The following is a 25,479-nucleotide window of genomic DNA, read 5'->3' on the forward strand; positions in this document are numbered from 1 at the left end:
CGTTCCAGCGTCGGAGACTGGGATCAGAACTGATAGCCGATCCCGCCCGATGCCCCCGCGCGCCCCTGCGAGTCGTAGGAGCCGCTCAACTTTACGACGGTATGCCCGTCGCTGAACGCCTTGGACATGCCGACCGCGACGGCCGACTGGCCGGCATAGGTGCCGCCGCCCATCGCGATCATTCCCTTGCCGGCTTCATAGGCCTGCGGAAGGCCGGCTGCTGCCAGCGCGTTGGACGTCCCCGCAAAGCTGTCCCGGCGGACGTTGCGAAGGTCGAAGTTGAGCGCCGCGATCCGTCCGTCGGTATAGGCGTTCGCCTGCGTCACCGCGGAGTTGATGCCCGAGTTCAACTGCCCGACATTGACCGCATCGGTGGTCGAGGTCCCCGCCGCGACGTTGCTCAGCAAGGTCGCCTGACCGCCTGCGTTAAACGTCACGTTGGTACGCGAAGGCCCGTATTGCACCGAGTTGCTGCCCAGCGCGAGTGCGCTGTCCGCCGTACCCTGTGCGGTCGCGACCGCCTGGTTGGTGGTGTAGAGCTGTCCACCATTCACCGCCTGCGTGGACCCCGCCGCGACCGTCCCGGCGGCAACGTTGCCGATCGTCACCGGCGCGGCTGCATTCCCCCCGGCGAGCGTCACGGTGTTCGTCCGCACGCCGTTCGCATCGGTATCGTACGACACCGCGTTCACCGCCGTCAGCGCCAGCGCATAGACCTGGCCGCCATTGACCGCGTCGGTCGAACCCGCCGCGATCGATCCGCCGGCGACGTTATGCAGCCCGACCGGTGCCGCCGTCGCACCGACCAGCGTCAGGTCGTTGGTGGGCGTGCCGCCATTGGGCGTCGTCGGGCTGCCGGGGTTCGAATATTGCACCGTGCCGATCGCGCCGTTGTTGATAGCGTCGCCGAGATTGGTGACGGCGGTGCTGACATTGGTCACCGAGGCGTCGAGATTGGCGACGGTATCCCCGAGGTTGGTGACCGTGGTCGAGAGGGTGCTCACCGTATTGCCGAGATTGGTGATCGCTGTGGTGTTCGAGGCGACCGCCTGGTTGGTCGCGTTGAGCTGCGCGCCGTTCACCGCGTCGGTCGATGTGGCGTTGACCGCGCCCGCCGCGACATTGCTGATCGTCGTACCGCCCGCCCCGGCGAGCGTCACCGAGGTCTGTGCGGCATTGTCGTAGCTCACGCTGTTCGCCGCCACCTGGCCGATCTGCCCGCCCACGCCGGCCAGCGCATCGCCGACATTGGTATAGGTCGCGCCATTGATGACGTAGCTCGGGCCGGTGATCGCGCCGGTCGTGACGTTGTACGCCGCACCACCGCCGAGGCTCGTGACGAACGCGCTGCCCAGCGTGTTCGAGACACCGCGCAACTGCGCGACGTTGACCGCGTCGGTATCTTCGCTGCCCGCGCCCACGCCGGTGATCTGGCGTGTGCCGAGCGGTGCGAACACCCCGGTGGCGGGATCGACATAGTTGGCCGTGCGGGCAATCGCGATCTCGCCGATCGAGGATTGCGCGCCGGCGACGCCGAACGCGGTGTAGTTGGCGACCCCACCCCGCAACGTCGAGGAGGCGCTGCCCAGCGCGACGCTGTTGTCGAGATTGGCGATCGCGCCTGCGCCAAGCGCGGTCGAGGCGAAGCCGGTGGCCGACGAGAGCGTGCCGAGCGCGGACGAACCGAAGCCGGATGCAACGGAGCGTTCGCCGACGGCAAGCGTAAAGTCCGCCGTGGCCAACGCGGTCGTGCCCAGCGCCGTCGAGTTCAGCCCGCTCGCGACCGAGTTGTTACCGAACGCCGCGGCAAAGTCCCCGGTGGCGGCGCTGGCGTTGCCGACCACCAGCGTATTGATGCCATTGGTCACGATGTCCGACCCGAAGGCGAGCGAGCCGGCTCCGTTCACCTGGTTGCGGTTGCCGACGGCCACCGCGCCAAGACCGTTGATGACGTTGTTCGTGCCGATCGCGATCGTCCCGTCGCCCGTCGCCTGGTTGGTCTGGCCGATCGATACCGAACCGTTGCCGGTGGCGAAGTTTGTATCGCCCAGCGCCACCGCGCCGATCCCCGTTGCCTGGTTGTCGCGGCCAAGCGCGACCGCGCCGTCGCCGGTCGCAATATTGGGATCGCCGATCGCCACCGCGCCGTCACCGGACGCGATATTGGCGAAACCGATCGCCACCGACTTGCCGGCGATCGTGCTGGATCCGTCGCCGATCGCCACAGATCCCGCGCTGGAGGCGACCGTGTTGCGTCCCGCGGCGATCGAACCATCGGCACTGGCGATGGCGTTCGGACCGATCGCCGTGGAGTCGGTGCCCATCGCCTGCGAATCCGCCATGACCGACGTCGCGTTGAAATAGCGCAGGTCGGTGCCTGGCGACATGCCACCGATCGATGTCTCGATCGCGGACACGGCACCTTGCACGCTGCCATAGGTCGTGCCGCCATAGAGGATGCCCGCCGTCACCGCGCCGGTGCCCGGGTCATAGATCGAGCTCCCGCCGAGTGCGGAGGCAAGGCTGCTGCCCAGCCCGAACAGCTGCCCGCCATTGACCGCATCCAGGCTACCGGCGCCAAGCGCACCCGCAGCCACGTTGGTGATGCGCTGTGCCGCTCCACCACGGTTCGCATTGAACGCCTGAAGCGTGCTGTCGTACAACAAGGCGTCGGTCCGAAGCCCCGTAACGTTGGTATTGAGGTTCGCGATATTGGTCGTGTTGACGCTGACCGCATCGTTGGTGGCCCCGAGCTGTGCGCCGTTCACCGCCTCGGTGCTGCCCGCGCCGAGCGCGCCGGCCGCGACGTTGCCGAGCACCACCGGCGCGGCCCCTGCCCCCCCGAAGGTCACGCGCGAGCGGCTCAGATCGTCATATTGCACCGCCAGCCCGTTCAGCGTGCCGACCTGCCCGGAGACCAGCGCCAGCTGACCGCCATTGACCGCGTCGGTCGAGCCCGTCGCAACCACCCCGTCGGCGACGTTGTGCAGCGCGACTGCGCCGGCTGCACCGCCAACCAGCGTCGCATCGTTCGACGGCACGCCCCCGTTGGGCGTCGTCGGCGTTGCCGCGTTGGAATATTGCAGCGCACCGATCGCGCCATTGGCGATGGTCGTCGTGAGGTTCGTCACGTTGGTGTTGGTTGCGAACAACTGGCTGCCGTTGACCGCATCAGTCGATACCGCGCCGAGCGTACCCGCGGCGACGTTACCGATCGCCACCGGAGCAGCACCGGTGCCGACCCCGCCCAGCGTGACGCGAGCGCGCGTCGCGTCGTCATACTGGACCGACAGCGCCGCAAGGGTGCCGACCTGGCCGGTCACCGTGGCGAGCTGCCCGCCATTCACCGCGTCGGTCGATCCGGCGGCGACGGTGCCGTCGGCGACATTGTGCAGCGCCACCGCGCCCGGAGCCGCACCCACGAGCGCGACGTCGTTGGTCGGCACCCCGCCGTTCGGAACGGTTGGCGTCGCGGCGTTCGTGTATTGCAGCGCGCCGATGCCGCCATTGGTGATGCTGGTCGTCAGGTTGGTCAGCACGGTGTTGGTATTGGTGACATTGGTGTTGGTCGCGAACAGCTGGCTGCCGTTGACGGCTTCGAGCGAGGTCGCGCCGAGCGTACCTGCCGCGACATTGTCCAGCACGACCGGGGCCGCCCCGGTGCCGAGACCGCCCAGCGTCGCCCGCGCGCGCGTCGCATCGTCATACTGCACCGCCAGCGTGGCGAGCGTACCGACCTGCCCGGTTACGGTGGCCAGCTGACCGCCATTGACCGCATCGGTCGACCCGGCGACCACCGTCCCGTCCGCGACGTTGTGCAGACCGACGGCGCCCGGCGCCGCCCCGACCAGCGCGACGTCGTTGGTCGGAATGCCACCGTTCGGCACCGTCGGCGTCGCGGCGTTGGCATATTGCACGGCACCGATCGCGCCGTTGGTGATGTTGGTCGTCAGGTTCGAGACGTTGGTGTTGGTCGCAAACAGCTGGCTGCCATTCACCGCGTCGGTCGAGGTCGCGCCGAGCGTCCCTGCAGCGACGTTGCGAAGCGCGACGGGTGCCGCGCCCGCGCCGACGCCGCCGAGAGTCACGCTGGTCCGGCCGGGATCGTCATACTGGACCGCACCGCTCGCGACCGTGCCGATCTGCGCTTGGACGCCGGTGAGCTGCGCGACGTTGACCGCGTCGGTTGCCGCGGTACCGGCCGCGACGTTGGTGATCTGGCGTTCTGCCCCCGCTGCACCAACCGAGACTTCGCCGGCTGAGTTCTGGGCGGTGGCAAGCCCGATCGCGGTATAGCCCGTCGCGGCCGGGCGCGTCGCGACGCTGCCCGCGCCCAACGCTACGCCGTTCGCTGCGGTCGCCGTGGCACCCGTACCAAGCGCGATCGCGCCGGTTGCGTTGGCGCCGACACGCGACTGGCTGCCAAACGCGATCGCGCCCGAAGCACCCGCTTCCGTCCGTGCCGAATTGCCGAACGCGATGGCGTTGGGATCGGCCGCGAAGGCCTCAAGCCCGGTCGAACCGAGACCGGTGATCCGATTGCCGCCGATCGCGATGCCCGCAGGACTACGAAGCGTGAAACCATCGGCCTGGGAATCGCAGCGGTCCGCGGGACCGACGAGCAGGCCGTTGCTGTTGACCACCTGAAGCGTGATCGGTGCGCCGTTCGCAGCGTTGGTCAGGAGACCGGCCGTATCGATGCTGAGCGGCGGCGTCGTCAACGTCGGCAAGCCGAGGATCGGCAAGGCCACGACACCCTGGACGCTGCCCAGGATCGGATTGATCGTGCCCTGGATGGGCGTGACGATGCCGTTCACCACCGGGCGCAATATGTCCGTCACCACCGACCGCGGCAGGCTGACGCCCGAGCACGCGCCGACGATGTTGGGCGGTGGCGCGACCTGCGCCGTGGCCGACTGCGCCGCGAACAGCGACGTCGTCGCCAACCCGATCAGCGAGACGCCATTCCGCAAGCTCCGCAGGGCGCGGACATGGGTTGGCGACTTCACGGCAGGACATGCAGCGATGGCCTTGGCGCCAAACGGCGTCACGGCGTCTCGATCTTGCGGGCGAACAAACGCGTTGGACATCAAACAACCTCCACTGACGACTGCAACAGCAGTTCGGACTTTCCACATCGCCAAATTCTAGATCCGGCTTTCGGAACGGGAGGATGTTCGCCCCTGTAATACTAACAGTCTGTTACCGTAATAAATAAGATCGGCACGGGAACAGACTTCGCTAAGCCTCGTTATTTGACAGTACTTCAAATCGAAACGATTTTGTTTCAAAACCGTTTTTGTTGTATTGTGCATAATCAGGTTTGAGATGCTCTCATCGACACATGCCCTATCGTTAACGGGTAAACCCAAACTGAGCGCTATCCATATCTGACGCAAAAATCGCAGCAATGTGGTTCGATCGATGCGCCGGCCTGCTGGCGCTTGCCACGCCGCGCGAATCGGAAAACCGCGCCGCCACACTGGGTGACGACGCGGTTTTGATCAGCTTTAAATGAGTGATGAAGGGCAGTTTGCCCCGACCGGTTACGCCTTCTGGAGATGCCTACGCCCGAGCAATTCGGCGATCTGCACCGCATTCAGCGCGGCGCCCTTGCGCAGGTTGTCGCTGACGCACCACAGGTTGAGGCCGTTCTCGACGGTCGGATCCTCGCGCACGCGGCTGATGTACGTCGCGAAGTCGCCGACGCATTCGATCGGCGTGATGTAGCCGCCGTCCTCGCGCTTATCGACCAGCATGATGCCGGGCGCCTCGCGCAGGATATTCTGCGCCTCCTCGGCCGAGATCTCGTTCTCGAACTCGATGTTAATCGCTTCCGAATGGCCGACGAACACGGGCACGCGCACGCAGGTCGCGGTGACCTTGATCTTCTTGTCGAGGATCTTCTTGGTCTCGACCACCATCTTCCACTCTTCCTTGGTCGAACCGTCGTCGAGGAAGCTGTCGATATGCGGGATCACGTTGAACGCGATCTGCTTGGTGAACTTCTTGGGCTCGGCCGGATCGCCGACGAAGATGTTGCGGCTTTGCTCGAACAGCTCGTCCATCCCGGCCTTGCCCGCGCCCGAGACCGACTGATAGGTCGAGACGACGACGCGCAGGATCTTCGCCGCGTCGTGCAGCGGCTTGAGCGCGACGACCATCTGCGCGGTCGAGCAGTTCGGGTTGGCGATGATGTTGCGCACCTTGTAGCCGTCGATCGCCTCGGGGTTCACCTCGGGCACGATCAGCGGCACGTCGGGGTCCATGCGGTAGAGCGACGAATTGTCGATCACGACGCAGCCCGCAGCGGCGGCGATCGGCGCGTAGACCGCGGTCCCCTCGGAGCCGATCGCGAACAGCGCCATGTCCCAGCCATTCCAGTCGAAATGCTCGATGTTCGTGCATTTGATCTGCTTGCCGGTGTCGCCATAGTCGACCATCAACCCCTGGCTGCGCGACGACGCGACGCAGGCGATCTCGTCGGCGGGAAACTCGCGCTCCGCCAGGATATTGAGCATCTCGCGCCCGACATTGCCGGTCGCCCCTGCGACCACCACCCGATAACCCATGTATAAACTCCGATTGGACTTGGCCGCGCAGTACCGACGTTGCGCGGGCAGGTCCAACGGCTTTCGGCTTGTTGCGTGGATAGCCGGGGTTTGGGGTGGCGCGAGCGCGTGCAATGGAGCGTCGTTTGCACGCTCGCTCAAAAATGCCCCCACCCCGGCGAAGGCCGGGGCCCAGTTGGGGGACGGTGCTGACTGAGCGCATCCCATCGTTACTGCGACCTTTCCAACTGGGCCCCGGCCTTCGCCGGGGTGGAGCCGGTTGAGCGGTGAGAGTCTTTGCAACTCGCGCTACCGAATTGGGCTTTCAGCGGGGCGAACGCCTGAGATTGGTGGCAAGCGGACGTTGTCATGAAGCGACTTTGATGCAAACTTAGGTCGACGTGGCAAACGGCTCCTCGCGTTCGCTGCAGAGCCGCGTGGGGGAGAGCAGGGTGGAAACTACGGGCGTTTTGGTTGCCGGGGAAAGCTCCGCCGCAATGGCCTATGTCAAGGCCCGGCGAGGCTTGTCGCCACGGCAGACCATGTTAATCCTCGTAATCTGCATGTGCGCCTTAGGCGTCTCGGTGGGGGCATGGGCGTCCGGTTCATGGCTGGTCGCCGTGTTGCCGGTGGAGTTCGCCATCGTCGGTCTCATGGTGGGAGGGCTCATAGTCCGCCTCGCGTCGGCGCCTTTAATGCGCAGGGCGCTCACCGAGCGGGGTCAGACCTACGAACAGCAACTTACTTTCCGGCTCACGCCCGAAGCCATAGTCTATGATTTGGCAGACCTTACAATGACCGCGCGCTGGTCCTGCGTCACGGACCTCTATCTGACGCGGAAATATTGGGTGTTCCTAGTTCAGAGCAGCGCGATGGTGCTGCCGCGTCGCTTCTTCGCTACTCGCGAGCACGAGCGAAATTTCATCGCCCAAGCCATGTCTCTGATGCCCTCAGCCGCACAAGACCGCAGCCCAGACGCAGCCAAAGTTCTGAAGACTTGATACGAGCCGGTCGATGACCGCTATTGGGCGATTGCAGACTCTGGCAACGTCGCCCCAAACATCACCCAGCCAAACGCCCTCCGTCAGTCATGCGTCCTAGCCTGCAACGTCGCATGCTCCACCTTGTGGACCTTCGCCAGGTAATCCGTAATCGCATCCAGCTCCTCCGAGGGCACGTTCGTCGCCACCAGAGTCACCGCGATCACCACCCGGTCCTCCCCCCGCGCGGTCACGTCCAGTTCCGCGACCTGCAGCTGCGCAGCCTCGAGATGCTCGACCACCAGATCGCCGATCGGCCCGGCATCGGCCGCCGCCGCGGTCACCATCACGCTGTAGGTGGCCTCGATCGTCCGCCCCTCGGTCGGGATCCGGTTGATCCCGTCGACCAACGGCCGGAGCGCGGTGTTCGCCAGCAGCACGACCAAGGTCAGCAACCCCGCCTCCGCAATCATGTCGCTACCCGCGCAAGACCCCACCGCCGCCGAGCACCACAAAGTCGCCGCGGTATTCAAGCCGCGGACGTTCATCCCCTCCGTCATGATCACGCCCGCGCCGAGGAAGCCGATCCCCGACACGACCTGGGCGATGATCCGGATCGACTCGACATCCCGCCCAGCCGCTGCCCGAGATCGACAGACGCCGCCGACCCGAGCGCGACCAGCGTGTTCGTCCGCAATCCGGCGGTCCGCTGGCGATATTGCCGCTCCGCCCCGATCAGCGTCCCGAAGACGAACGCGGCAACGTAACTCACCAGCGTGTCCAGGAACGGCTAAAGGTGAAACGTCTCGACGAACCGCACCGGCGTTTACTTCCCCGAAACGGGTGCCGCGGCCGGTGCAGCCTCCGGAACCGGCTTGTCCTTCACCGTCCGGTCGAGGAAGTTCAGGATCGTCCCCCAGACATGCTCGCTGATCCCCGGCCCCGACACGCGATGCGTGTAACCGGGGTAGAACATCATCTCGAACGGCGTCGCGGTCGCCTGCATCCGCGCGGCAACCTTGGTCGAGTTGTCGAGGAACACATTGTCGTCCGCCATGCCGTGGATCAGCAGCAGCGGATCCACGATCCTGTTAGCGTCCTCGACCGCCGCGGACGTGGAGTAGCTCGCCGGATCCTTCGCCGGATCGCCCAGATACCGCTCGGTATAATGCGTATCGTAGAGCTGCCAGTCGGTCACCGGCGCGCCCGACACGGCGGCGGCATAAACGCCCGGCGTCTTCTCCAGCATCTTGAGCGACATGTATCCGCCATAGGACCAGCCATAGGTCGCGATCTTGCTCGGCTCGACGAACGGCAGCGACTTCAGGTAGTTCGCGCCCGACAACTGGTCCTCGACCTCGACCGTGCCCATCGCATGGTAGATCTGGTCCTCGAACGCCTTGCCGCGATTATACGAGCCGCGATTGTCGATCTTGAAATAGATCCACCCGCGATCGACCAGATATTGCGGCAATCCGCCCTGCCAGCCGCGCGTCACCTGCTGGCCGGTGCCGGGGCCGCCATAATGTTCGAAGAACACCGGGTATTTCTTGCCGGGCTCGAGCGGCGGGGTGATCATCTCGTAATAGAGCGTCATCCCGTTCTTGGCCTTCAGCGTGCCGAACTTGGTCTCCTGATGGCTCGACAGATACGGGTAATAGGGATGCCCCTCGACCACCGCATTCTCGTTTATCCACGAGAGCCGCTTGCCCGTCGCGTCCGCCAGATAGACCTGCGTCGGCTGCTTGGGGTTAGAGCGCGAGATGATGAACCGGCTCGCGGCCGCGTCCATCGTCGCGCTGTTCCACCAGCCCGCCTCGGTCAACTTGGTAATCACGTTCGGCTTGGCGACGTCGACCGAGTAGAGCTGCTGCTCGAGCACGTCGTCCTTGTTGCCGAGGAAGAACAGGCGACCCTTGGCCTCGTCCACGCCCACCAGATCGGTGACGACCCAGTTGCCCTTGGTCAGCGGCGTCCACTTGCCCGCCGCGAACCGGTAGAGCTGGCCGTAGCCGGTCCGCTCCGACCGCCAGATAAGGCTGCCGTCCTTGAGCACATGATAGGCGTCGGACAGGTTGAGCCAGCTCTTCACCCCCGATTTCTCGGTGAACAGCACGGTGGCCTTGCCCGTCGCCGGATCGACGCGGAGCATCTCCAGCAGCTTCTGGTCGCGGCTCTGGCGCTGCACCAGCAGCATGCGACCATCCGGCGTCCAGTCGACCCGCGCGAGATAGATGTCGGGGTTGGTGCCGAGATCGACCTTCACCTGCCCCGAGCCGTCGGGCTTCATGACATAGAGGTCCACCAGCACGTTGGGCGTGCCCGCGGCCGGGTAGCGCTGCTCGTAGACCTTGGTGCCCGTCGCGCCGATCGACGCGCGCGTCGCGGTGTGGACCGGCGCCTCGTCGAACCGCTCGACCGCGACATAGCGCTCGTCGGGTGACCACCAATAGCCGGTGCGGCGATCCATTTCCTCCTGCGCGACGAACTCCGCCTCGCCGAAATGCACCGTGCCGCCGCCGCCCGTCGTCACCGCGCGCGCGTCGCCGCCAGCGAGTGGCTGCACGTACACGTTCTGGTCGCGGACGAACGAGACGAAGCTGCCCTTGGGGCTCACCACCGGGTTCAGCTCGCCGCCGGGCGTGTTGGTCAGCCGCGTCACCTTGCCGTCGAGGCCGGCGAGATACAGGTCGCCATCGAGCGGCACGAGGATCGACTTGCCGTCGGGCGCCCAGTCATAGGCGACGATCCCCTTCTGCCCGCCGATCCGCGCGCGCTCGCGCTGCATCTTCTCGGCCTCGGTGAGTTCCGCGCCGCTGCCGACCGTCTTCGAATCGACCAGCATCCGGGCCTGACCCGTCGCGGTGTCGACCGCCCAGAGATCGAAGCGCTCCTTCTCGTCGGCGCGGTTGCGCAGCGACGTCAGCAGCGTGCCGTCCGGCGACAACCGCACCGCGCGCGGTTGCGATCCCGACAGGTCCGGGTTGCCGAACACGCGCGCCATGGTCAGGTCGCCGGGCTTGGCCGCTTCGATCGGGCGCATGGGCGAAGGGGCCGGCGCCGCGGCGGGGGCAGCGGGTGCGGCCGGCGGCGTGACCTGATCAGCGGCCATTGCGGCGGTTCCGACCGAAGCAAGTGCAAGCCCGAGCAACCATGTGCGCATCCTGTAGTCTCCGTGGAATCATCCCGCCGGATACCGCCCGGCAGACCCGAAAATGTTCGGTCGCGCGTTATCGCGACGCGGCGGGCCGGCGTAAAGGGCACATCCACCGACCACGGGCAGAATGACCGCCGCGTATACTTCGTCTTTACGTCCTTCGTTTACGCAGGGTGCTACATCGTCGCGGATCGAGCTTTCCGTGGTGCAGCACGGCCGGGGAATGATGGTTTCGAACGCGGGCATACACGGCGGGGAGCCGGGTGAGCGGAGCGCGTGGGACGCGCTCGTCGCGCTCGCGGAGGCGGACGGCAGCGCGTCGCACCCGCATCAGGCGCGGCTGATCGCGGGTGGCCCCGGCCAGCGCAACCTGTCCGACGCGGTCCATGCGCTGTGCGCGGTCCACGGCGACCATCCGGGCCTGATCGCCGACGTGCTGGCGCGCGCCGTGCAGCCCGAGGCATCCGACTGGCTCGCCATCGCGTCCAGCGGCTTTGCGGACGAACGCACCTATCTCGCGCACCTCACTGCCGCCGTTGGGCCCCTCCCCTCGACTCCCGGCCAGGCAGAGACCGAGTCGGCTCTGGTCGGGGAACGTCACGCGCTCGAAATGCTGGCCCGGTCGGAGCGCCGCGGGTGCGCCACCGGGGCGGTCGCTTCGCTGCTCCATGACTGGCACGCGATCCGCCGTGTGCTCGATGCCGCCGCCGAGCGGTTCGGGGTCGCAATACCCCCGCTCACGATTCCATCCGAGACCGATACGGCTGCCATCATTGCCGATCTCGGCGCATCGCCTGGTTGCCAGCGTGCGATCCTGTTCGGCGCGCAACAACTCTTCGCGCAGCACCGCTGCCTGTGGTCGCTGCTCGAAGCACGATCGAGCGCCCGCGGCGACCTCTAACCCGCTTGCGTCGACCGGCAGTGTCCCTCTATCCATACCCGGTATTCAGAACCGGACGGGACATCGCATGAAGCGCTTCGAGGGCACCCAGAGCTACGTCGCGACCGACGATCTGAAGGTCGCGGTCAATGCCGCGGTCACGCTGCGCCGCCCGCTGCTGATCAAGGGCGAACCCGGCACCGGCAAGACCGTGCTCGCGTACGAGATCGCCAAGGCACTCGGCGCGCCGCTGATCGAGTGGAACATCAAGTCGACCACCAAGGCGCAGCAGGGCCTGTACGAGTATGACGCGGTCGCGCGCCTGCGCGACGGCCAGCTCGGCGACGAACGCGTTCACGACATCGGCAACTATATCCGCAAGGGCAAGCTGTGGGAGGCGTTCACGCAGCCCGCGCCGCCCGTCCTGCTGATCGACGAGATCGACAAGGCCGATATCGAGTTTCCCAACGACCTGTTGCAGGAACTCGATCGGATGGAGTTCCACGTCTACGAGACCAAGGAAACCGTCCGCGCGGTCGAGCGCCCGATCGTCATCATCACCAGCAACAACGAGAAGGAGCTGCCCGACGCGTTCCTCCGCCGCTGTTTCTTCCACTATATCAAGTTCCCCGATCGCGGCACGATGCAGGCGATCGTCGACGTCCATTTCCCTGGCATTCAGAAGATCCTGGTCAGCAAGGCGATGGACCTGTTCTACGACGTCCGCGACGTGCCCGGCCTGAAGAAGAAGCCGAGCACAAGCGAGCTGCTCGACTGGCTCAAGCTGTTGCTGCACGAGGACATGCCGCTCGAGGTGCTCCAGAACCGCGACCCGACCAAGGCGATCCCCCCGCTCCACGGCGCGCTGCTCAAGAACGAACAGGACGTCATGCTGTTCGAACGCCTCGCCTTCATGGCGAAGCGGCAGAAGAACCAGGGGTAGCTTGGCAAATCGGCGGCGTGCGTTCGCGCCGCCGGTTCGCGTCACCCCGCTCAGCCGACGTTGGCACCGGTCGGGATATAGTCCAACGCGAGATGCGGGATCGTCACCGGACCACGGAAGTTGAACCGCGTCACGGTTGCCGGGTCGGGTATCCACAGCTTCTTGCCCAAAGTCACCAGATACTGGGCGGGCGACGTCACGCTGACCGCGGTAAAGGAACCCGAGGACAGCGCCGGTCCTCGCGGCATTTCGCTGACTAGATAGTCGCTGATGATGATGTCGTTCCAGTTGTTGAAAACGGTGTTGAAGGTCTCCCCGTCGGGAATTGGGAACAGCTGCCCCCACATCGCCAGATATACCGCACCGCCACCGGCGTTCGAGGCGATCCGGCTGCCGTCATATTGCTTCCAGTTGACGGTTCCGGCCAGTAAAGCCTGCGCCGTATCCGCACCCATCTTCTCGCTGATGTCGATAGTCATCGCCGGAATCCCCTTCTGTTCTGATCGCACTATTGCAGATCAGCATTTTCTGGGATCAGCCGATGACTTCGGGAGAGCCGTGCGGTGATCCACACGCGCCTATTAGTCTTCGCGAAGAGTTCGAGTAACGTTCGACTCCACCAGATCGGAGGCAAATCCGGGATGCGACGATCTATTGGCAACGGTGAGGAAATAGAATTGTGCGTTTATCGATAGTGCGACGAAGTCCGGCACCCATGTTTAGTCCGAAGCGGTTGAGTCTCGTGCCGCCTTCCCGCGCACACCTTTTGCGAAACGCGCCGACCTGCCTCAAAACCAAGGTGAGCCCCGCCGTTAACCAAAGCTCGCAACCGACCGGTCACCCGGCACGCGCTACATCCAAGGCATGAAGCGACTTCCCCGAACGCTCCTCAGCCTCGCGATTGCAGCCTTAGCTGCTGCCGGCGCGCAGGCCTCGCTGCTCAATTATGTCGGCGAGTGCGTGCCGTTCGCGCGCGCCGCGTCGGGGATCCAGATCTACGGCAACGCCTGGACGTGGTGGAGCCAGGCGGACGGCAAGTACGAACGCACGCACAAGCCCAAGGAAGGCGCGGTCATCGTCTTCGCCAAGACGGCCCGCCTGCCTTTCGGCCATGTCGCCGTCGTCAGCCGCGTCGTCGAGAAGCGAGTCGTCATGCTCACCCACGCCAACTGGTCTCGCCAGAACGGCGAGCGCGGCCATGCTGAACAGGACGTCACGCTGTTCGACGTCTCGCGCAACAACGACTGGAGCGACGTGAAGGTCTGGTACAAGGACGTCGACGGTCTCGGCGGCGGGATCTACCCGGTCTACGGCTTCATCTACGGTCACGCGCATGCCGCCGCCGAACTCACCAGCCGCAACCCCGATTACGTCGGCGCGCTGATCGACGCCTATGTCCCGGGCAGCGGCGAACCCATCGGGCGGTAGCCCCGCCACGTACTCTCCCACTCCGTCATCCTGACGAAAGACAGGATCCAGAGCCACGAACCGCGCGCCCCTTTACCCTGGATCCTGACTTTCGTCAGGATGACGGCGCGCGTGGTGTTGCCGACACCCGCAAAACCGTGCCACCACCGCACCCGAAAAGACGGTGAGGATGACGATGCGGTTCAAGGCTTTCACGACGATCACGCTGGCACTGCTCGCTACGTCCGCGCCCTCGATCGTCGGGGCGCAGAAGGAAAAGGCCCCGCCCCCCGGCGGCGACATCCCCGCCAAGTTCGTCCCCGCGAACGCAAGCTTCGATTTCGACCGCCGCGAGGTCGACATCCCGATGCGCGATGGCGTCACGCTCCACGCGGTCATCGTACAGCGCAAGGGCCTCACCGACGCGCCGATCCTGCTCCAGCGCACCCCCTACAACGCCGAGAGCGTCGCCAGCCGGTCGTCGAGTTCCAGCGGCGCGATGACCCTGCGCGCGTCCGACGCGATGGTCTTCGACGCGGGGTATATCCGCGTGTTCGAGGACGTCCGCGGCAAGAACGGTTCGAACGGCGCCTATATCAACGAACGCCCACTGATCGGCCCGCTGAACACAACCAAGGTCGACCACTCCACCGACGCGTACGACACGATCGACTGGCTCGTGAAGACCCTCAAGAACAGCAACGGCCGCGTCGGGATCATCGGCGGCAGCTATGACGGCATGATGGCGGCGATGGCGCTGGTGAACCCGCACCCCGCGCTCAAGGCCACGGTGCCGATGAACCCGGTGATCAACACGTGGAAGGGCGACGACGATTTCCACGGCGGCGCCTTCCGCCAGATCGGCTACGATTATTACTACACGCAGGACGCCGCCAAGGGAGAAGCCGGCGACCTGTGGCGCGACTCCTACGACGATTACGACACGTTCCTGCGCGCAGGATCCGCCAGCGCGTTCGTGAAGAGCCGCGGGCTGGAGCAACTCCCCTTCGTCCGCCGCCTCCACGATCACCCGGCGTACGACGCGTTCTGGCAAGGACAGGCACTCGAGACGATCCTCCCCAAGCAGAAGCAGACGGTGCAGACGCTCTGGGTCGCCAGCCAATGGGACCAGGAGGATATCTACGGCGCGATCGCGGCGTATGAGGCGGTGTCGAAGGTCGATCCCGACCACGTCAATCACCTCGCGCTCGGCCCCTGGGCGCATGGCGGCGCGAACGGCGACGGCTCGACGCTCGGCGCGATCCGCTTCGATGCCGACACTGCGCTCTGGTTCCGCAAGAATGTCCTCCTGCCGTTCCTCGACGGCGCGCTGAAGACCGGCGGCACGCCCGCGCCGCTTGCTCCCGTCACCGCATTCCAGACCGGCGCGAACCAGTGGCAGACGCTCGCCGGCTGGCCGAACTCGACCACCACGCAGAAGCTCTATTTCCAGCCCGCCAGCGGCCTCGCGGCCACCGTTCCCACGGCCAACGGCCATGACGACTATATCTCCGATCCCGCCAAGCCGATCCCGTACCGCCTGCGCCCGATCCGCCCGACCTACGCGACCGGCTCGACCTGGCGGCAATGGCTGGTCGACGACCAGCGCCCGTTCTCCGATCGCACCGACGTCCTCACCTACCAGACCCCGCCGCTGACCAGCCCGGTCGCGATCGCCGGCGCGCCCGTCGCGGACCTGATCGCCAGCACCACCGGCACCGACGGCGATTTCGTGGTGAAGCTGATCGACGTCTACCCGGCGGAATATTCCGACAAGCCCGACATGGGCGGCTACCAACTCGCGGTCTCGATGGACATCCTGCGCGGCCGCTACCGTGACAGCTTCGAGACGCCGAAGCCGATCGTCGCCGGCCAGCCGACGCATTTCCGCGTCGTCCTGCCCAACGCCAACCACGTCTTCCTCCCCGGCCACCGCATCATGGTGCAGGTCCAGTCGAGCTGGTTCCCACTCTACGACCGCAACCCGCAGACCTATGTCCCCAACATCTTCGACGCGAAACCCGCCGACTATCGCAAGGCCACGATCAGCGTCTTCCACTCGGCCGCCCAGCCCAGCGCGATCGAACTGCCGATCGCAGTGGCGAAGTGAGGAAATGAACCGATGTTCCTGAACTTCCTCGACGAACTGCGCAGCGCCGGCATCCCCGCCAGCCTCAAGGAGCACCTCATCTTGCTGGAGGCGCTCGACGCCGAGGTGATCGAGCGGACGCCCGAGGATTTCTACTACCTCTCCCGCGCGGTGTACGTGAAGGACGAGGGCCTGCTCGACAAGTTCGACCAGGTCTTCGCCAAGGTCTTCCGCGGCCTCGCCACCAGCTACGGCACCGCCCCCGGCGAGGTGCCCGAGGACTGGCTGAAGGCAGTCGCCGAGAAATTCCTGAGCCCTGAGGAGATGGCCGCGATCAAGTCGCTGGGCTCGTGGGACGAGATCATGGAGACGCTCAAGAAACGTCTCGAGGAGCAGAAGGAACGCCACCAGGGCGGCAACAAATGGGTCGGCACCGGCGGCACCAGCCCCTACGGCAATGGCGGCTACAACCCAGAGGGCGTCCGCATCGGAGGCGAAAGCACGCACAAGCGCGCGCTGAAGGTCTGGGACCAGCGCGAATTCCGCAACCTCGACAACACCAAGGAACTCGGCACCCGCAATATCAAGATCGCGCTGCGTCGGCTGCGAAGGTTCGCGCGCGAGGGCGCGGCGGACGAACTCGACATCGACGGCACGATCTCGGGCACTGCGCGGCAGGGCTATCTCGACATCGTGATGCGCGCCGAGCGCCGCAACGCGGTCAAGCTGCTGCTGTTCCTCGACGTCGGCGGCTCGATGGATCCGTTCGTGAAGCTGTGCGAGGAGCTCTTCTCGGCGGCGACCACCGAATTCAAGAACCTCGAATTCTTCTACTTCCACAATTGCCCGTATGAGGGCGTGTGGAAGGACAATACGCGCCGCTTCGCCGAACGCACGCCGCTGTGGGACGTGCTCCACAAGTTCGGCCATGATTACAAACTCATCTTCGTCGGCGACGCGTCGATGAGTCCGTACGAGATCACGCATCCCGGCGGCTCGGTCGAGCATTTCAACGAGGAGCCGGGCGCGGTGTGGATGCAGCGGCTGACGACGACCTATCCGTCGGCGGCGTGGCTCAACCCGGTGCCAGAGGCGCAATGGGGCTATTCGCAGTCGGTCCGGATCATCCGCGAACTGATGACCGACCGGATGTACCCGCTGAGCCTTGCCGGGCTGGACGACGCGATGCGCGAGCTGACGCGGAAGCGCTGATTTTACGGCTTTACCGTCGACCGTAACGGAACCGTCACGGACCCGATCGGTTAATGTGCATCACTCAATTTCGAGGAATGCCCGATGTCGTCGATCCCCAATTCCGCCATGCCGCACGCCAAGGTCCATCACGACGAGGACGAGCAGCAGCCCAAGGCGGACAAGAACACCACGCCGGCGAGCGACTGGGTCGAGGATGCGACCGACGCAGCCAAGGCCGGCCTCGCGACCGCGACCGACGCCGTGAAGACGCACCCGAAGACCGCGATCGCCGTCGGCGCAACCGTCATCGCGGGTATTGCCGCAGCATTTGTCGCACCGGCATTGCTGGCCAAGGACGCCGACAAGAAGGCGCCGACGCCAGCAGATCCGAAGCCCAAGGGCAAGGGCGGCAAGAAGGCCTGATCTCTTACCCCCGGCGGAGGCCGGGGGCAGGACAAGCGCGGTACATCCGTGCCCCGAAACTCCGGCGCATTATCTACCACCGGCGATGGCCGGGTCCAGGTGGGAAGATCAGCATAACGAGGGACGGTCCTCCGGTACCGCCGTCCCCCAACTGGGCCCCGGCCTTCGCCGGGGTGGCGTGCAGCAAATGCCTGTTCTCCCGCGAAGGCGGGAGCCCAGCCTGAAGCCCCGCCTTCGCGGGAGAACAATCTGGGAAGATTCGGCCCGGCCTAAACCCGGTCCACCACCCCACCGACGATCGCTTCCGGCACCCCCGTCGTCCCCGGAAAGCTGATCGGCAGCCTCCGCAGAGTCCGCACCGCCATATAGGCGAAACCCTCGGCCTCCAGCGCATCGCCGTTCCACCCGAGCGCATCGGTCGGCTCGACCGCCAGCCCGGTCCGCTCGGCAATCATCGCCAGCATCGTCGGATTGTGCCGACCGCCGCCCGCCACCAGCAGCCGCACGGGCCGCGCCGGCAAATGCCGCAACGCCTCCGCCACCGTCGCCGCGGTGAACGCGGTCAACGTCGCCGCCCCATCCGCCGCCGACAGCCCCCGCGCCGGCTGGATCGTGAAATCGTTGCGATCGAGCGACTTGGGCGGTGGCGCATCGAAGAACGGGTGATCGAGCATCGCCGTCAGCACCGTCTCGTCGACCCGCCCCGTCGCCGCCAACGCACCGCCCGCGTCATAGCGCGCACCGGTTTCCGCCTCGACCCAGCTGTCGATCAATCCATTCGCGGGCCCGGTATCGAACGCCACCAGCGCCTCCGCCCCGCCGGGAATGAAGGTGATGTTCCCCACCCCGCCGAGGTTGAGCACCGCGACCGGCCCCTCCAGCCCCGCCGCCAGCGCCGCATGATACACCGGCAGCAACGGCGCGCCCTGCCCGCCCGCCGCCACATCCGCCGAGCGGAAATCCGACACCGTGGTGATCCCCGTCGCGCGCGCCACCGCGGCACCATCACCGATCTGCCACGTCCAGCGCCGGTCGGGTCGGTGTGCGATCGTCTGCCCGTGAAAGCCGATCACGTCGACATCCGCCGCCGCCACACCCGCATCCGCCAGCAATTTGTGCACCGCAAACACATGCGTCCGCGTGACGAGGTCACCCGCGGCCATCACCGGCGGGCTCGCGCGCGGCCGCTCGAACGTCAGCGCCATCCGCGTCGCCTCCGCCAGTTCGGCGCGCGCCGCATCCGAATAGGGCTCGCCGCGAAACGCGATCGGACGGACGAACGCCTCGCCGTCGGTTTCGATCAGCGCGGCATCGATCCCGTCGAGCGACGTTCCCGACATCAGTCCAATGGCCAGCATTCCGGTTCCTTCCCGCGCAATCTTGTTACCCATGCCGGATGCAATTTGGCGCGCCTAGAAAAAACCGAACTTTGCGCCTATGTGCGCGGGCTTCATGGCAACAACACTCCCCTCCCCGCCCAAGATCGGCATGGTCTCGCTCGGCTGTCCGAAGAACCTCGTCGACAGCGAGCGGATCCTCACGCAGCTGCGCGGCGACGGCTATCAGATGTCGCCCGACTATGCCGGTGCCGACATCGTGCTCGTCAACACCTGCGGCTTTCTCGATTCGGCGAAGGAAGAAAGCCTCGAGGCGATCGGCGAAGCCATCGCCGAGAATGGCCGCGTCATCGTCACGGGCTGCATGGGCAAGGAAGCCGACGCGATCCGCGCGCGCTTCCCGCAAGTCCTCGCGATCTCCGGCGCGCATGAATATGAGCAGGTCGTCGGCGCGGTCCACGAGGCGGCCCCGATGCCGCCCTCGGCGTTCCTCAACCTGATCCCCGACGCCGGCCTGAAGCTGACGCCGCGCCACTACAGCTATCTGAAGATCTCGGAAGGCTGCAACCACCGCTGCTCGTTCTGCATCATCCCGAGCCTGCGCGGCGATCTCGTCAGCCGCCGCCCCGACGCGATCCTGCGCGAGGCGGAGAAGCTGGTCGAAGCAGGCACCAAGGAACTGCTCGTCATCAGCCAAGACACGTCGGCCTACGGCGTCGACCTGCGCCACGCCAGCTGGCCGGTGAAGACCGGCGGCCCGATGGCGCGCGGCGAAGCGCGCGAGGTGCGCGCGCACATGACCGACCTGTCGCGCGAGCTCGGCAAGATCGCCCCCTGGGTGCGCCTGCATTACGTCTACCCCTACCCGCACGTCGATCACGTCATCCCGCTGATGGCGGAGGGTCTGGTGCTGCCGTATCTCGACATCCCGTTCCAGCACGCCGCGCCGTCGGTGCTGCGCCGGATGAAGCGCCCCGGCAACGACGCGAAGGTGCTCCAGCGCATCCACAAATGGCGGGAGATCGCCCCCGACATCACGATCCGCTCGACCTTCGTCGTCGGCTTCCCCGGCGAGACCGAGGAGGATTTCCAGTATCTGCTCGATTGGCTCGACGAGGCGCAGCTCGACCGCGTCGGCGCATTCCGCTTCGAACCCGTCGAAGGCGCCGCGGCGAACCTGCTGCCCGACCATGTGCCCGAAGAGCTCAAGGAAGAGCGCTACGCCCGCATCATGGAAAAGACCGCAGCGATCTCCGCGGCCAAGTTGCAGGCGAAGATCGGTCGTACGCTGGACGTGATCATCGACGTAGTCGACGAGGAAGGCGCGACGGGCCGTTCGAAGGCCGATGCGCCCGAGATCGACGGCGAGGTCTTCCTGCGCGACGCCGGTCATCTGACGGTCGGCGATATCGTACCGGTCAAGATCGAGGACGCTGACGACCACGATCTCTACGGCGTGCCGGTATAACTCCACTTACTGTTCTCCCGCGAAAGCGGGAGCCCAGGATACCAAACGCTACCGCCCGTAACCCCGGACTCCTGCGTTCGCAGGAGAACGGAAGTCAGACGACGCTGCGCCCAGTGAACAGCTTGATCAGCACGACGACCACGGCGACGACCAGCAGGATATGGATGAGTCCGCCTGCGACATGGAAGGCGAACCCGGCCAGCCAGAGGATCAGCAGGATGACGGCAATGGTATACAGCATGGTTGAGTCCCCTCAGAAGTGACGGGCTCCCGGCCCCGCCATAAAACGCTGCCGAATTGATCCATGTTCCGTCACTATTTCCGCCATAGTCTAACCCGTTCTACCAGCGCGGAATTAAAATCATAGCGTTGCACCGACGCGCCGCTTCTGCTTCGTTGCGGGGATGTTGATCCGCCTTCTCGCCGTCGCCGCGCTGCTGCCGGCTCCCGCCCTCGCCCAATCACTCACCCCCGCCGAGACCGCGCAGATCGACACGCTCGTCGCCGGCGCGCTCGGTGACACCGGCGTGCCCTCCGCCTCGATCGCGGTGGTGCGCGGCGGGCGGATCGTGTTCGCAAAGGCGTATGGCAAACCCTCCGAATCGATCGCGACGGCGGACCCGAAACTCCCCTATCAGATCGCCTCGATCTCCAAGCAGTTCACCGCCGCCGCAGTCCTGCTGCTCGAGGACGAGGGCAAGCTGCGGCTCGACGACACCGTCGCGAAGTATATCCCCGGCGTCACCGGCGGCGACCGCATCACGATCCGCCAGTTGCTCAGCCACACCTCGGGCCTGCAGGATTACTGGCCGCAGGATTACAGCTTCGCCGCGATGGCCAAGCCCGTCACGCCGCAACAGATCATCGACCGCTGGGCCAAGAAACCGCTCGACTTCGCACCCGGCACGCAGTGGCAATATTCGAACACGGGCTATGTCGTCGCGGGGATGATCGTCGAGAAAGTCTCGGGGCAACCGCTGCTCGGCTTCCTCCAGCAACGTATCTTCAAGCCGCTCGACATCCGCGCGCTCGATCAGGACAAGGCGATCGGCAAGGCCTTCCCACAAGGCTATGGCCGCTTCGCGCTCGGCCCCGTCCGCGCCGAGACGCCCAGCGCCAACGGCTGGCTCTACGCCGCCGGCGAACTGTCGATGAGCGCCGAAGACCTCGCCAAATGGGACGTTGCGCGCCTCAACCGCACCACGCTCCCCGCCGACGACTGGGCCGCGCAGGAAACCCCGGTCAAACTCGCCGACGGATCGAGCAACGGCTATGGCCTGGGCGTCTTCACGGGTGCCGCGAACGGCCGCCGCTACGTCGAGCATAGCGGCGAGGCGGTCGGTTTCCTGTCCGAGAACACCGTCTATCCCGACGACAAGGCCGCGATCGTCGTCCTCACCAACAGCTGGTTCAGCGACGCGACAGGCCGCATCGCTGCGGGCATCGCGAAGATCGTGCTGCCGGCGCCGTCCGCCAGCGTGGAGGATACCGCCGCCCTAACCCGCGCCCGAGCCGTATACGACCAGCTCCGAACCGGCACGCTCGACCGCAAGGGGCTGACCGAAGACGCCAACTATTACTTCAAGCCCGTCGCGCTCGCCGACTACAAGACCAGCCTAAGCGCGCTCGGCGAGCCCACCGCATTCGCACAAACCGGCAAGACCCGCTTGCGCGGCGGCTTCGTCAACCGCACCTATCGGATAACCTATCCCGACCGCACGCTCTCGCTCAGCACCTATGCCGAACCCGGCGCGACCGGCCGATACGAACAACTCCTGGTGGCACCTGCACAATGACCGACTTCGCTCCGATGCTGCAACCCGACCGCGGCCAGCCCGCGCGGACGATCCACGTCGTCCATCCCGACGCGTATGACAGCTGGCTCGGTACGCAGCCGCAGCGGGTCCGCACGACCGTCGCCGCGCACCGGCTGACCGGAAAAGCGGGCGACCGCGCCGTCCTCCCCGGCGACACCGCGGACGACTGGTCGATGCTGCTCGTCTGCAACGAGGCGGTGACGTCGCCGTGGCGGATCGCGTCGCTCGGCGCCTCGCTGCCCGCGGGGACCTATCGCCTCGCCGACGGCCCGGTGGGCGCCGCCGGGCTCGGCTGGATGCTCGCCCAGCATCAGTTCACGCGCTACGTGAAGCCCGAGCCGATGGGCGCACGCGTGCTCCTGACCGCGGACGCCGCACAGATCGACGAGACCGTGCGTCTCGCCGAAGCCACCGCGCTCGTCCGCGACCTCGTCAACACCGGCGCCTCCGACATGGGCCCCGCCGACCTCGAAGCCGCCGCCGAGACGCTCGCCAAGCGCCACGGCGCGACCGTGACGGTCACGCGCGGGGATGCGCTCGCGACCGGCTACCCGATGATCCACGCCGTCGGACAAGCCGCGAGCAAGGACCGCGCGCCGCGCCTGATCGAACTCGAATGGGGCGACCCCGCGCACCCGCGCATCGCGCTGGTCGGCAAGGGCGTGACCTTCGACACCGGCGGGCTCGACATCAAGCCGTCCGCCGGCATGCGGCTGATGAAGAAGGACATGGGCGGCGCCGCGCACGCGCTAGCACTCGCGAGCCTCGTGATGGCCGCAAAACTCCCAGTCCGCCTCCACCTCCTGATCCCCGCGGTTGAGAATTCCATCGCCGGCAACGCCTTCCGCCCCGGCGACGTGCTGGCCACACGCCAAGGCCTGACGGTCGAGAACACCAACACCGATGCCGAAGGCCGCCTGGTCCTCGGCGACGCTCTCACCAAGGCGGGCGAGAGCAACCCCGCGCTGATCCTCGACTTCGCCACGCTCACCGGCGCGGCGCGCGTCGCGCTCGGCCCGGACCTGCCGCCGCTGTTCACCGACGACGAGTCGCTCGCCGCCGACCTGCTCGCATCCGGCATGGAGCAGACCGACCAGATGTGGCGCCTGCCACTCTGGAACGCCTATGACGACATGCTGAAGTCCGACATCGCCGACATGGTCAACGCCCCCGATGGCGGCTTTGCCGGCGCGATCACCGCCGCGCTGTTCCTCCGCCGGTTCGTGCTCAAGGGAACCGCCTGGGCGCATCTCGACGTGTTCGCCTGGCGTCCGTCGGCGAAACCCGGCCGGCCAAAAGGCGGTGAGGCCTATGCGCTGCGCGCCACCTTCGCGATGCTGGCAAAGCGGTTCGGCTAGCCCGTTCCCCCGCGGAAGCGGGGGTCCAGGGTCGCGCGTGTTGTCCTGCGAGATCCTGTTCCCCCACCTCTGAGGCGGAACAGGATCCGGTGCCGAACGCCTCAGCAGAGGCCAAAGCCTTACCCCGCGGCGAACTGCCCGAACGGCAGCAACTTGTCCGCCAGCGCCCTCGTTGCGTTCGCGTCGCCCGCCCGCAGCGGCACCAGCACCGCCGCCGCGGCCTTGCGCACATACCCGTCGATCGCGGTCGGCGCAGGCGCCTTGCTGGCGGTCTCGACCAGCGCCCGTCCCCGCGCATCGTTCGGGTCCAGCTCCAGCCGCAACAGCCCCGCCAGCCCCGCAAACATCGCACGATTGCCACCCAGCGCCACCGACCGATCCAGCGCCTGGAACCCGGTGACCTTCTGAGCGCCCGCCACCGCACGCCCGACGAACCGTCCGAGCTTCGCGATCACCCCGACATGCCACGCACCCAGCGCCGCCTGCGCCTCGGCATTGCGCGGATAACGAACGACCAGCGCCTCATATTGTTTGCGCGCCGCAATCGCCTCGCTCCGGTTGCCAAGCAACTTGGCGCGGTACCCGTTCGCCATCGCCTGCATGATCGCCGCCTCGGCATCGTTCGGCGAACGGCTGAGTGCCTGCCCCGCCGCCGCCGCTGCCCGGTCGATCCGCGCCAGCGCGACGCTGCGATCGCGGTCGACGAACCCGGCTTGCGTCAGCAACTCCCGCGGGGTCTCCGCGTGCGCCGCGATGGGACATACGACCGCGCTCGCGATCAACGAGGCACTCACGCAACCGGCAAACCACCTGGCCATATCAACCCCCCGCACCGAAGTTATCCGATCAACGCCCGGTCGTCGAATCATCAACCGACCATAAGACCGCCATGTTTATCGAGACTTAACACGCCCCGCCGGCGATCCGGATCATAAACGTCCAGATCCGGATCAAGATCGACCGGACCGCGTGTCACAACCCGGCAGCAGCCTCGATGATCGGCACGAACTTGTCCGCGGTCAGGCTCGCACCGCCGACCAGCGCCCCATCGACGTTCGGCGTCGCCAGGATCGCCGCCGCATTCGCCCCCGTCACCGATCCGCCGTACAGGATCCGCACCCCAGCCGCCGCGTCGCCGATCAGCATCCGCAACTTCGCGCGCGCGATCGCATGGATCGCCGCGATCTCGTCCAGCGTCGGCGTGCGCCCCGTCCCGATCGCCCAGCGCGGCTCGTACGCCAGCGTGAACCAGCTCCCATCCGCATTGTCCGGCACCGACTTCTCGATCTGCGCCTGCACCACGCGTTCGGCACGATCCGCATCGCGCTCCGCCTCGGTCTCGCCGCAGCACAGGATGACGTTCAGCCCCTGCCGACGCGCCGCCGCCGCCTTCGCCCACGCGTCGTGGCTCGTCTCATGCTGGTCCGCGCGCCGCTCGGAATGACCGACGATCGTGAACGACGCACCGACTTCCTTGACCATCGCCGCGGACACGCATCCGGTATGCGCTCCCGACTCCGCCTCGTGTACGTCCTCCGCACCGATCGCCAGCCCAGGCACGCGCTGCGATGCCGCGTCGATCAGCGTGAACGGCACCGCCACCTCGACATCCACGCCCAGCGCAGCCTCGGCCGCGGCCGCGATCGTATCGAGCTCGGCGAGCGCTGCCCGCGACCCGTTCATCTTCCAGTTTCCCGCCACCAGCTTACGCCGCATCACTGTCTCCCAAATGTTTTGCCCAGCGATAGCGCAGCACTCGCGCCACACAACCCCAGCCGCGCTGAAGCGCCTGACCTGAAGCGCCGCCCTGAAGCGCCGCCCTGATGTGCCGACGTGATGCCCCGACTTGGAAAGGGCGTCTTGAAGAGGGAGGCC

20 protein-coding genes are annotated in these 25,479 nt (G+C 66.3%); 10 read left to right on the forward strand and 10 right to left on the reverse strand.

Features of this window, described 5'->3' with window-relative positions; genetic code table 11:
• Positions 1-23: 23 nt before the first annotated feature.
• Together HMP09_RS04750 and HMP09_RS04755 are read right to left on the reverse strand one after the other, a co-directional pair.
• On the reverse strand, positions 24-5,009 hold the full coding sequence (locus HMP09_RS04750) for a beta strand repeat-containing protein (protein ID WP_176499417.1): 4,986 nt from the start codon (positions 5,007-5,009) through the stop codon (positions 24-26).
• A gap of 537 nt (positions 5,010-5,546) precedes the next feature.
• Positions 5,547-6,572 (reverse strand): aspartate-semialdehyde dehydrogenase, encoded by a 1,026-nt coding sequence (locus tag HMP09_RS04755; RefSeq protein WP_060525559.1) that lies wholly within the window; start codon positions 6,570-6,572, stop codon positions 5,547-5,549.
• Between the two features lie 476 nt (positions 6,573-7,048).
• Here HMP09_RS04755 and HMP09_RS04760 point away from each other — a divergent pair, with 476 nt between their 5' ends.
• Complete coding sequence (locus tag HMP09_RS04760; protein ID WP_197942457.1) at positions 7,049-7,552, forward strand: YcxB family protein; 504 nt, start codon at positions 7,049-7,051, stop codon at positions 7,550-7,552.
• A gap of 83 nt (positions 7,553-7,635) precedes the next feature.
• Here the strand turns inward: HMP09_RS04760 and HMP09_RS04765 are convergent, their stop codons facing one another.
• From HMP09_RS04765 to HMP09_RS04770, 3 genes are read right to left on the reverse strand one after another with little or no spacing between them, the layout of a single operon-like run.
• Positions 7,636-8,127 carry an MgtC/SapB family protein gene (locus HMP09_RS04765; RefSeq protein WP_269473608.1) on the reverse strand — a complete coding sequence of 164 codons (492 nt, stop codon included), beginning with the start codon at positions 8,125-8,127 and terminating at the stop codon, positions 7,636-7,638.
• Positions 8,094-8,303: an MgtC/SapB family protein gene (locus tag HMP09_RS18530; RefSeq protein WP_269473609.1), complete on the reverse strand. Its 210-nt coding sequence runs from the start codon at positions 8,301-8,303 to the stop codon at positions 8,094-8,096. Before HMP09_RS18530 ends, HMP09_RS04765 begins: the two co-directional genes overlap by 34 nt.
• A gap of 54 nt (positions 8,304-8,357) precedes the next feature.
• Positions 8,358-10,694, reverse strand: coding sequence for a S9 family peptidase (locus HMP09_RS04770; RefSeq protein ID WP_176499419.1), 2,337 nt, complete (start codon positions 10,692-10,694; stop codon positions 8,358-8,360).
• Between the two features lie 217 nt (positions 10,695-10,911).
• On the opposite strand from HMP09_RS04770, the gene HMP09_RS04775 reads away from it, so the two are divergent.
• Positions 10,912-11,589 (forward strand): DUF6975 family protein, encoded by a 678-nt coding sequence (locus HMP09_RS04775; RefSeq protein ID WP_232090681.1) that lies wholly within the window; start codon positions 10,912-10,914, stop codon positions 11,587-11,589.
• 67 nt (positions 11,590-11,656) lie between these two features.
• Positions 11,657-12,511: an AAA family ATPase gene (locus HMP09_RS04780; protein ID WP_128452841.1), complete on the forward strand. Its 855-nt coding sequence runs from the start codon at positions 11,657-11,659 to the stop codon at positions 12,509-12,511.
• A gap of 50 nt (positions 12,512-12,561) precedes the next feature.
• On the opposite strand, the gene HMP09_RS04785 is transcribed toward HMP09_RS04780, so the two are convergent.
• The gene (locus tag HMP09_RS04785) at positions 12,562-12,990 is read right to left on the reverse strand and encodes a hypothetical protein (RefSeq protein ID WP_176499420.1); all 429 of its coding nucleotides are present in this window, start codon (positions 12,988-12,990) and stop codon (positions 12,562-12,564) included.
• Positions 12,991-13,375: 385 nt separating this feature from the next.
• Here HMP09_RS04785 and HMP09_RS04790 point away from each other — a divergent pair, with 385 nt between their 5' ends.
• The 4 genes from HMP09_RS04790 (at position 13,376) to HMP09_RS04805 (ending at position 17,624) form a co-directional block, all read left to right on the forward strand.
• Positions 13,376-13,939, forward strand: coding sequence for a CHAP domain-containing protein (locus HMP09_RS04790; protein ID WP_176499421.1), 564 nt, complete (start codon positions 13,376-13,378; stop codon positions 13,937-13,939).
• 175 nt (positions 13,940-14,114) lie between these two features.
• Positions 14,115-16,028, forward strand: a complete 1,914-nt coding sequence (locus tag HMP09_RS04795) for a CocE/NonD family hydrolase (protein WP_176499422.1) — start codon at positions 14,115-14,117, stop codon at positions 16,026-16,028.
• Between the two features lie 12 nt (positions 16,029-16,040).
• Complete coding sequence (locus tag HMP09_RS04800) at positions 16,041-17,219, forward strand: vWA domain-containing protein (RefSeq protein ID WP_176499423.1); 1,179 nt, start codon at positions 16,041-16,043, stop codon at positions 17,217-17,219.
• A gap of 84 nt (positions 17,220-17,303) precedes the next feature.
• On the forward strand, positions 17,304-17,624 hold the full coding sequence (locus HMP09_RS04805; RefSeq protein WP_176499424.1) for a hypothetical protein: 321 nt from the start codon (positions 17,304-17,306) through the stop codon (positions 17,622-17,624).
• Between the two features lie 269 nt (positions 17,625-17,893).
• On the opposite strand, the gene HMP09_RS04810 is transcribed toward HMP09_RS04805, so the two are convergent.
• Positions 17,894-18,982, reverse strand: coding sequence for an anhydro-N-acetylmuramic acid kinase (locus tag HMP09_RS04810; RefSeq protein WP_176499425.1), 1,089 nt, complete (start codon positions 18,980-18,982; stop codon positions 17,894-17,896).
• Between the two features lie 94 nt (positions 18,983-19,076).
• On the opposite strand from HMP09_RS04810, the gene rimO reads away from it, so the two are divergent.
• Positions 19,077-20,429 (forward strand): 30S ribosomal protein S12 methylthiotransferase RimO, encoded by a 1,353-nt coding sequence (gene rimO, locus HMP09_RS04815; protein ID WP_176499426.1) that lies wholly within the window; start codon positions 19,077-19,079, stop codon positions 20,427-20,429.
• Between the two features lie 94 nt (positions 20,430-20,523).
• Here rimO and HMP09_RS04820 read toward each other — a convergent pair whose 3' ends face one another.
• On the reverse strand, positions 20,524-20,670 hold the full coding sequence (locus HMP09_RS04820; protein WP_176499427.1) for a lmo0937 family membrane protein: 147 nt from the start codon (positions 20,668-20,670) through the stop codon (positions 20,524-20,526).
• Between the two features lie 163 nt (positions 20,671-20,833).
• On the opposite strand from HMP09_RS04820, the gene HMP09_RS04825 reads away from it, so the two are divergent.
• Positions 20,834-22,225 carry a serine hydrolase domain-containing protein gene (locus HMP09_RS04825; RefSeq protein ID WP_176499428.1) on the forward strand — a complete coding sequence of 464 codons (1,392 nt, stop codon included), beginning with the start codon at positions 20,834-20,836 and terminating at the stop codon, positions 22,223-22,225.
• Entirely contained in the window at positions 22,222-23,604 is a 1,383-nt protein-coding gene (locus HMP09_RS04830; RefSeq protein ID WP_176499429.1) for a leucyl aminopeptidase family protein, read from the forward strand. The genes HMP09_RS04825 and HMP09_RS04830 overlap by 4 nt, the downstream gene beginning before the upstream one ends.
• 119 nt (positions 23,605-23,723) lie before the next feature.
• Here HMP09_RS04830 and HMP09_RS04835 read toward each other — a convergent pair whose 3' ends face one another.
• Together HMP09_RS04835 and tpiA are read right to left on the reverse strand one after the other, a co-directional pair.
• Positions 23,724-24,422 carry a hypothetical protein gene (locus HMP09_RS04835; protein WP_176499430.1) on the reverse strand — a complete coding sequence of 233 codons (699 nt, stop codon included), beginning with the start codon at positions 24,420-24,422 and terminating at the stop codon, positions 23,724-23,726.
• A 154-nt stretch (positions 24,423-24,576) separates the two neighbouring features.
• A complete protein-coding gene (tpiA, locus tag HMP09_RS04840) occupies positions 24,577-25,320 on the reverse strand; it encodes a triose-phosphate isomerase family protein (protein ID WP_443026442.1) in 744 nt (247 codons plus the stop codon).
• Between the last annotated feature and the right edge of the window lie 159 nt (positions 25,321-25,479).

This window comes from Sphingomonas sp. HMP9 (assembly GCF_013374115.1).
Classification (GTDB): domain Bacteria; phylum Pseudomonadota; class Alphaproteobacteria; order Sphingomonadales; family Sphingomonadaceae; genus Sphingomonas.

Coding starts and splice junctions, on each gene's coding strand:
- HMP09_RS04785 (WP_176499420.1), bottom strand. CDS start 12,990: ATGACTATCGACATCAGCGAGAAGATGGGTGCGGATACGGCGCAGGCT.
- HMP09_RS04835 (WP_176499430.1), bottom strand. CDS start 24,422: ATGGCCAGGTGGTTTGCCGGTTGCGTGAGTGCCTCGTTGATCGCGAGC.
- HMP09_RS04755 (WP_060525559.1), bottom strand. CDS start 6,572: ATGGGTTATCGGGTGGTGGTCGCAGGGGCGACCGGCAATGTCGGGCGC.
- HMP09_RS04760 (WP_197942457.1), top strand. CDS start 7,049: ATGGCCTATGTCAAGGCCCGGCGAGGCTTGTCGCCACGGCAGACCATG.
- rimO (WP_176499426.1), top strand. CDS start 19,077: ATGGCAACAACACTCCCCTCCCCGCCCAAGATCGGCATGGTCTCGCTC.
- HMP09_RS04780 (WP_128452841.1), top strand. CDS start 11,657: ATGAAGCGCTTCGAGGGCACCCAGAGCTACGTCGCGACCGACGATCTG.
- HMP09_RS04795 (WP_176499422.1), top strand. CDS start 14,115: ATGCGGTTCAAGGCTTTCACGACGATCACGCTGGCACTGCTCGCTACG.
- HMP09_RS04830 (WP_176499429.1), top strand. CDS start 22,222: ATGACCGACTTCGCTCCGATGCTGCAACCCGACCGCGGCCAGCCCGCG.
- tpiA (WP_443026442.1), bottom strand. CDS start 25,320: ATGCGGCGTAAGCTGGTGGCGGGAAACTGGAAGATGAACGGGTCGCGG.
- HMP09_RS04805 (WP_176499424.1), top strand. CDS start 17,304: ATGTCGTCGATCCCCAATTCCGCCATGCCGCACGCCAAGGTCCATCAC.
- HMP09_RS04790 (WP_176499421.1), top strand. CDS start 13,376: ATGAAGCGACTTCCCCGAACGCTCCTCAGCCTCGCGATTGCAGCCTTA.
- HMP09_RS04810 (WP_176499425.1), bottom strand. CDS start 18,982: ATGCTGGCCATTGGACTGATGTCGGGAACGTCGCTCGACGGGATCGAT.
- HMP09_RS04825 (WP_176499428.1), top strand. CDS start 20,834: ATGTTGATCCGCCTTCTCGCCGTCGCCGCGCTGCTGCCGGCTCCCGCC.
- HMP09_RS04820 (WP_176499427.1), bottom strand. CDS start 20,670: ATGCTGTATACCATTGCCGTCATCCTGCTGATCCTCTGGCTGGCCGGG.
- HMP09_RS04775 (WP_232090681.1), top strand. CDS start 10,912: ATGATGGTTTCGAACGCGGGCATACACGGCGGGGAGCCGGGTGAGCGG.
- HMP09_RS04770 (WP_176499419.1), bottom strand. CDS start 10,694: ATGCGCACATGGTTGCTCGGGCTTGCACTTGCTTCGGTCGGAACCGCC.
- HMP09_RS04800 (WP_176499423.1), top strand. CDS start 16,041: ATGTTCCTGAACTTCCTCGACGAACTGCGCAGCGCCGGCATCCCCGCC.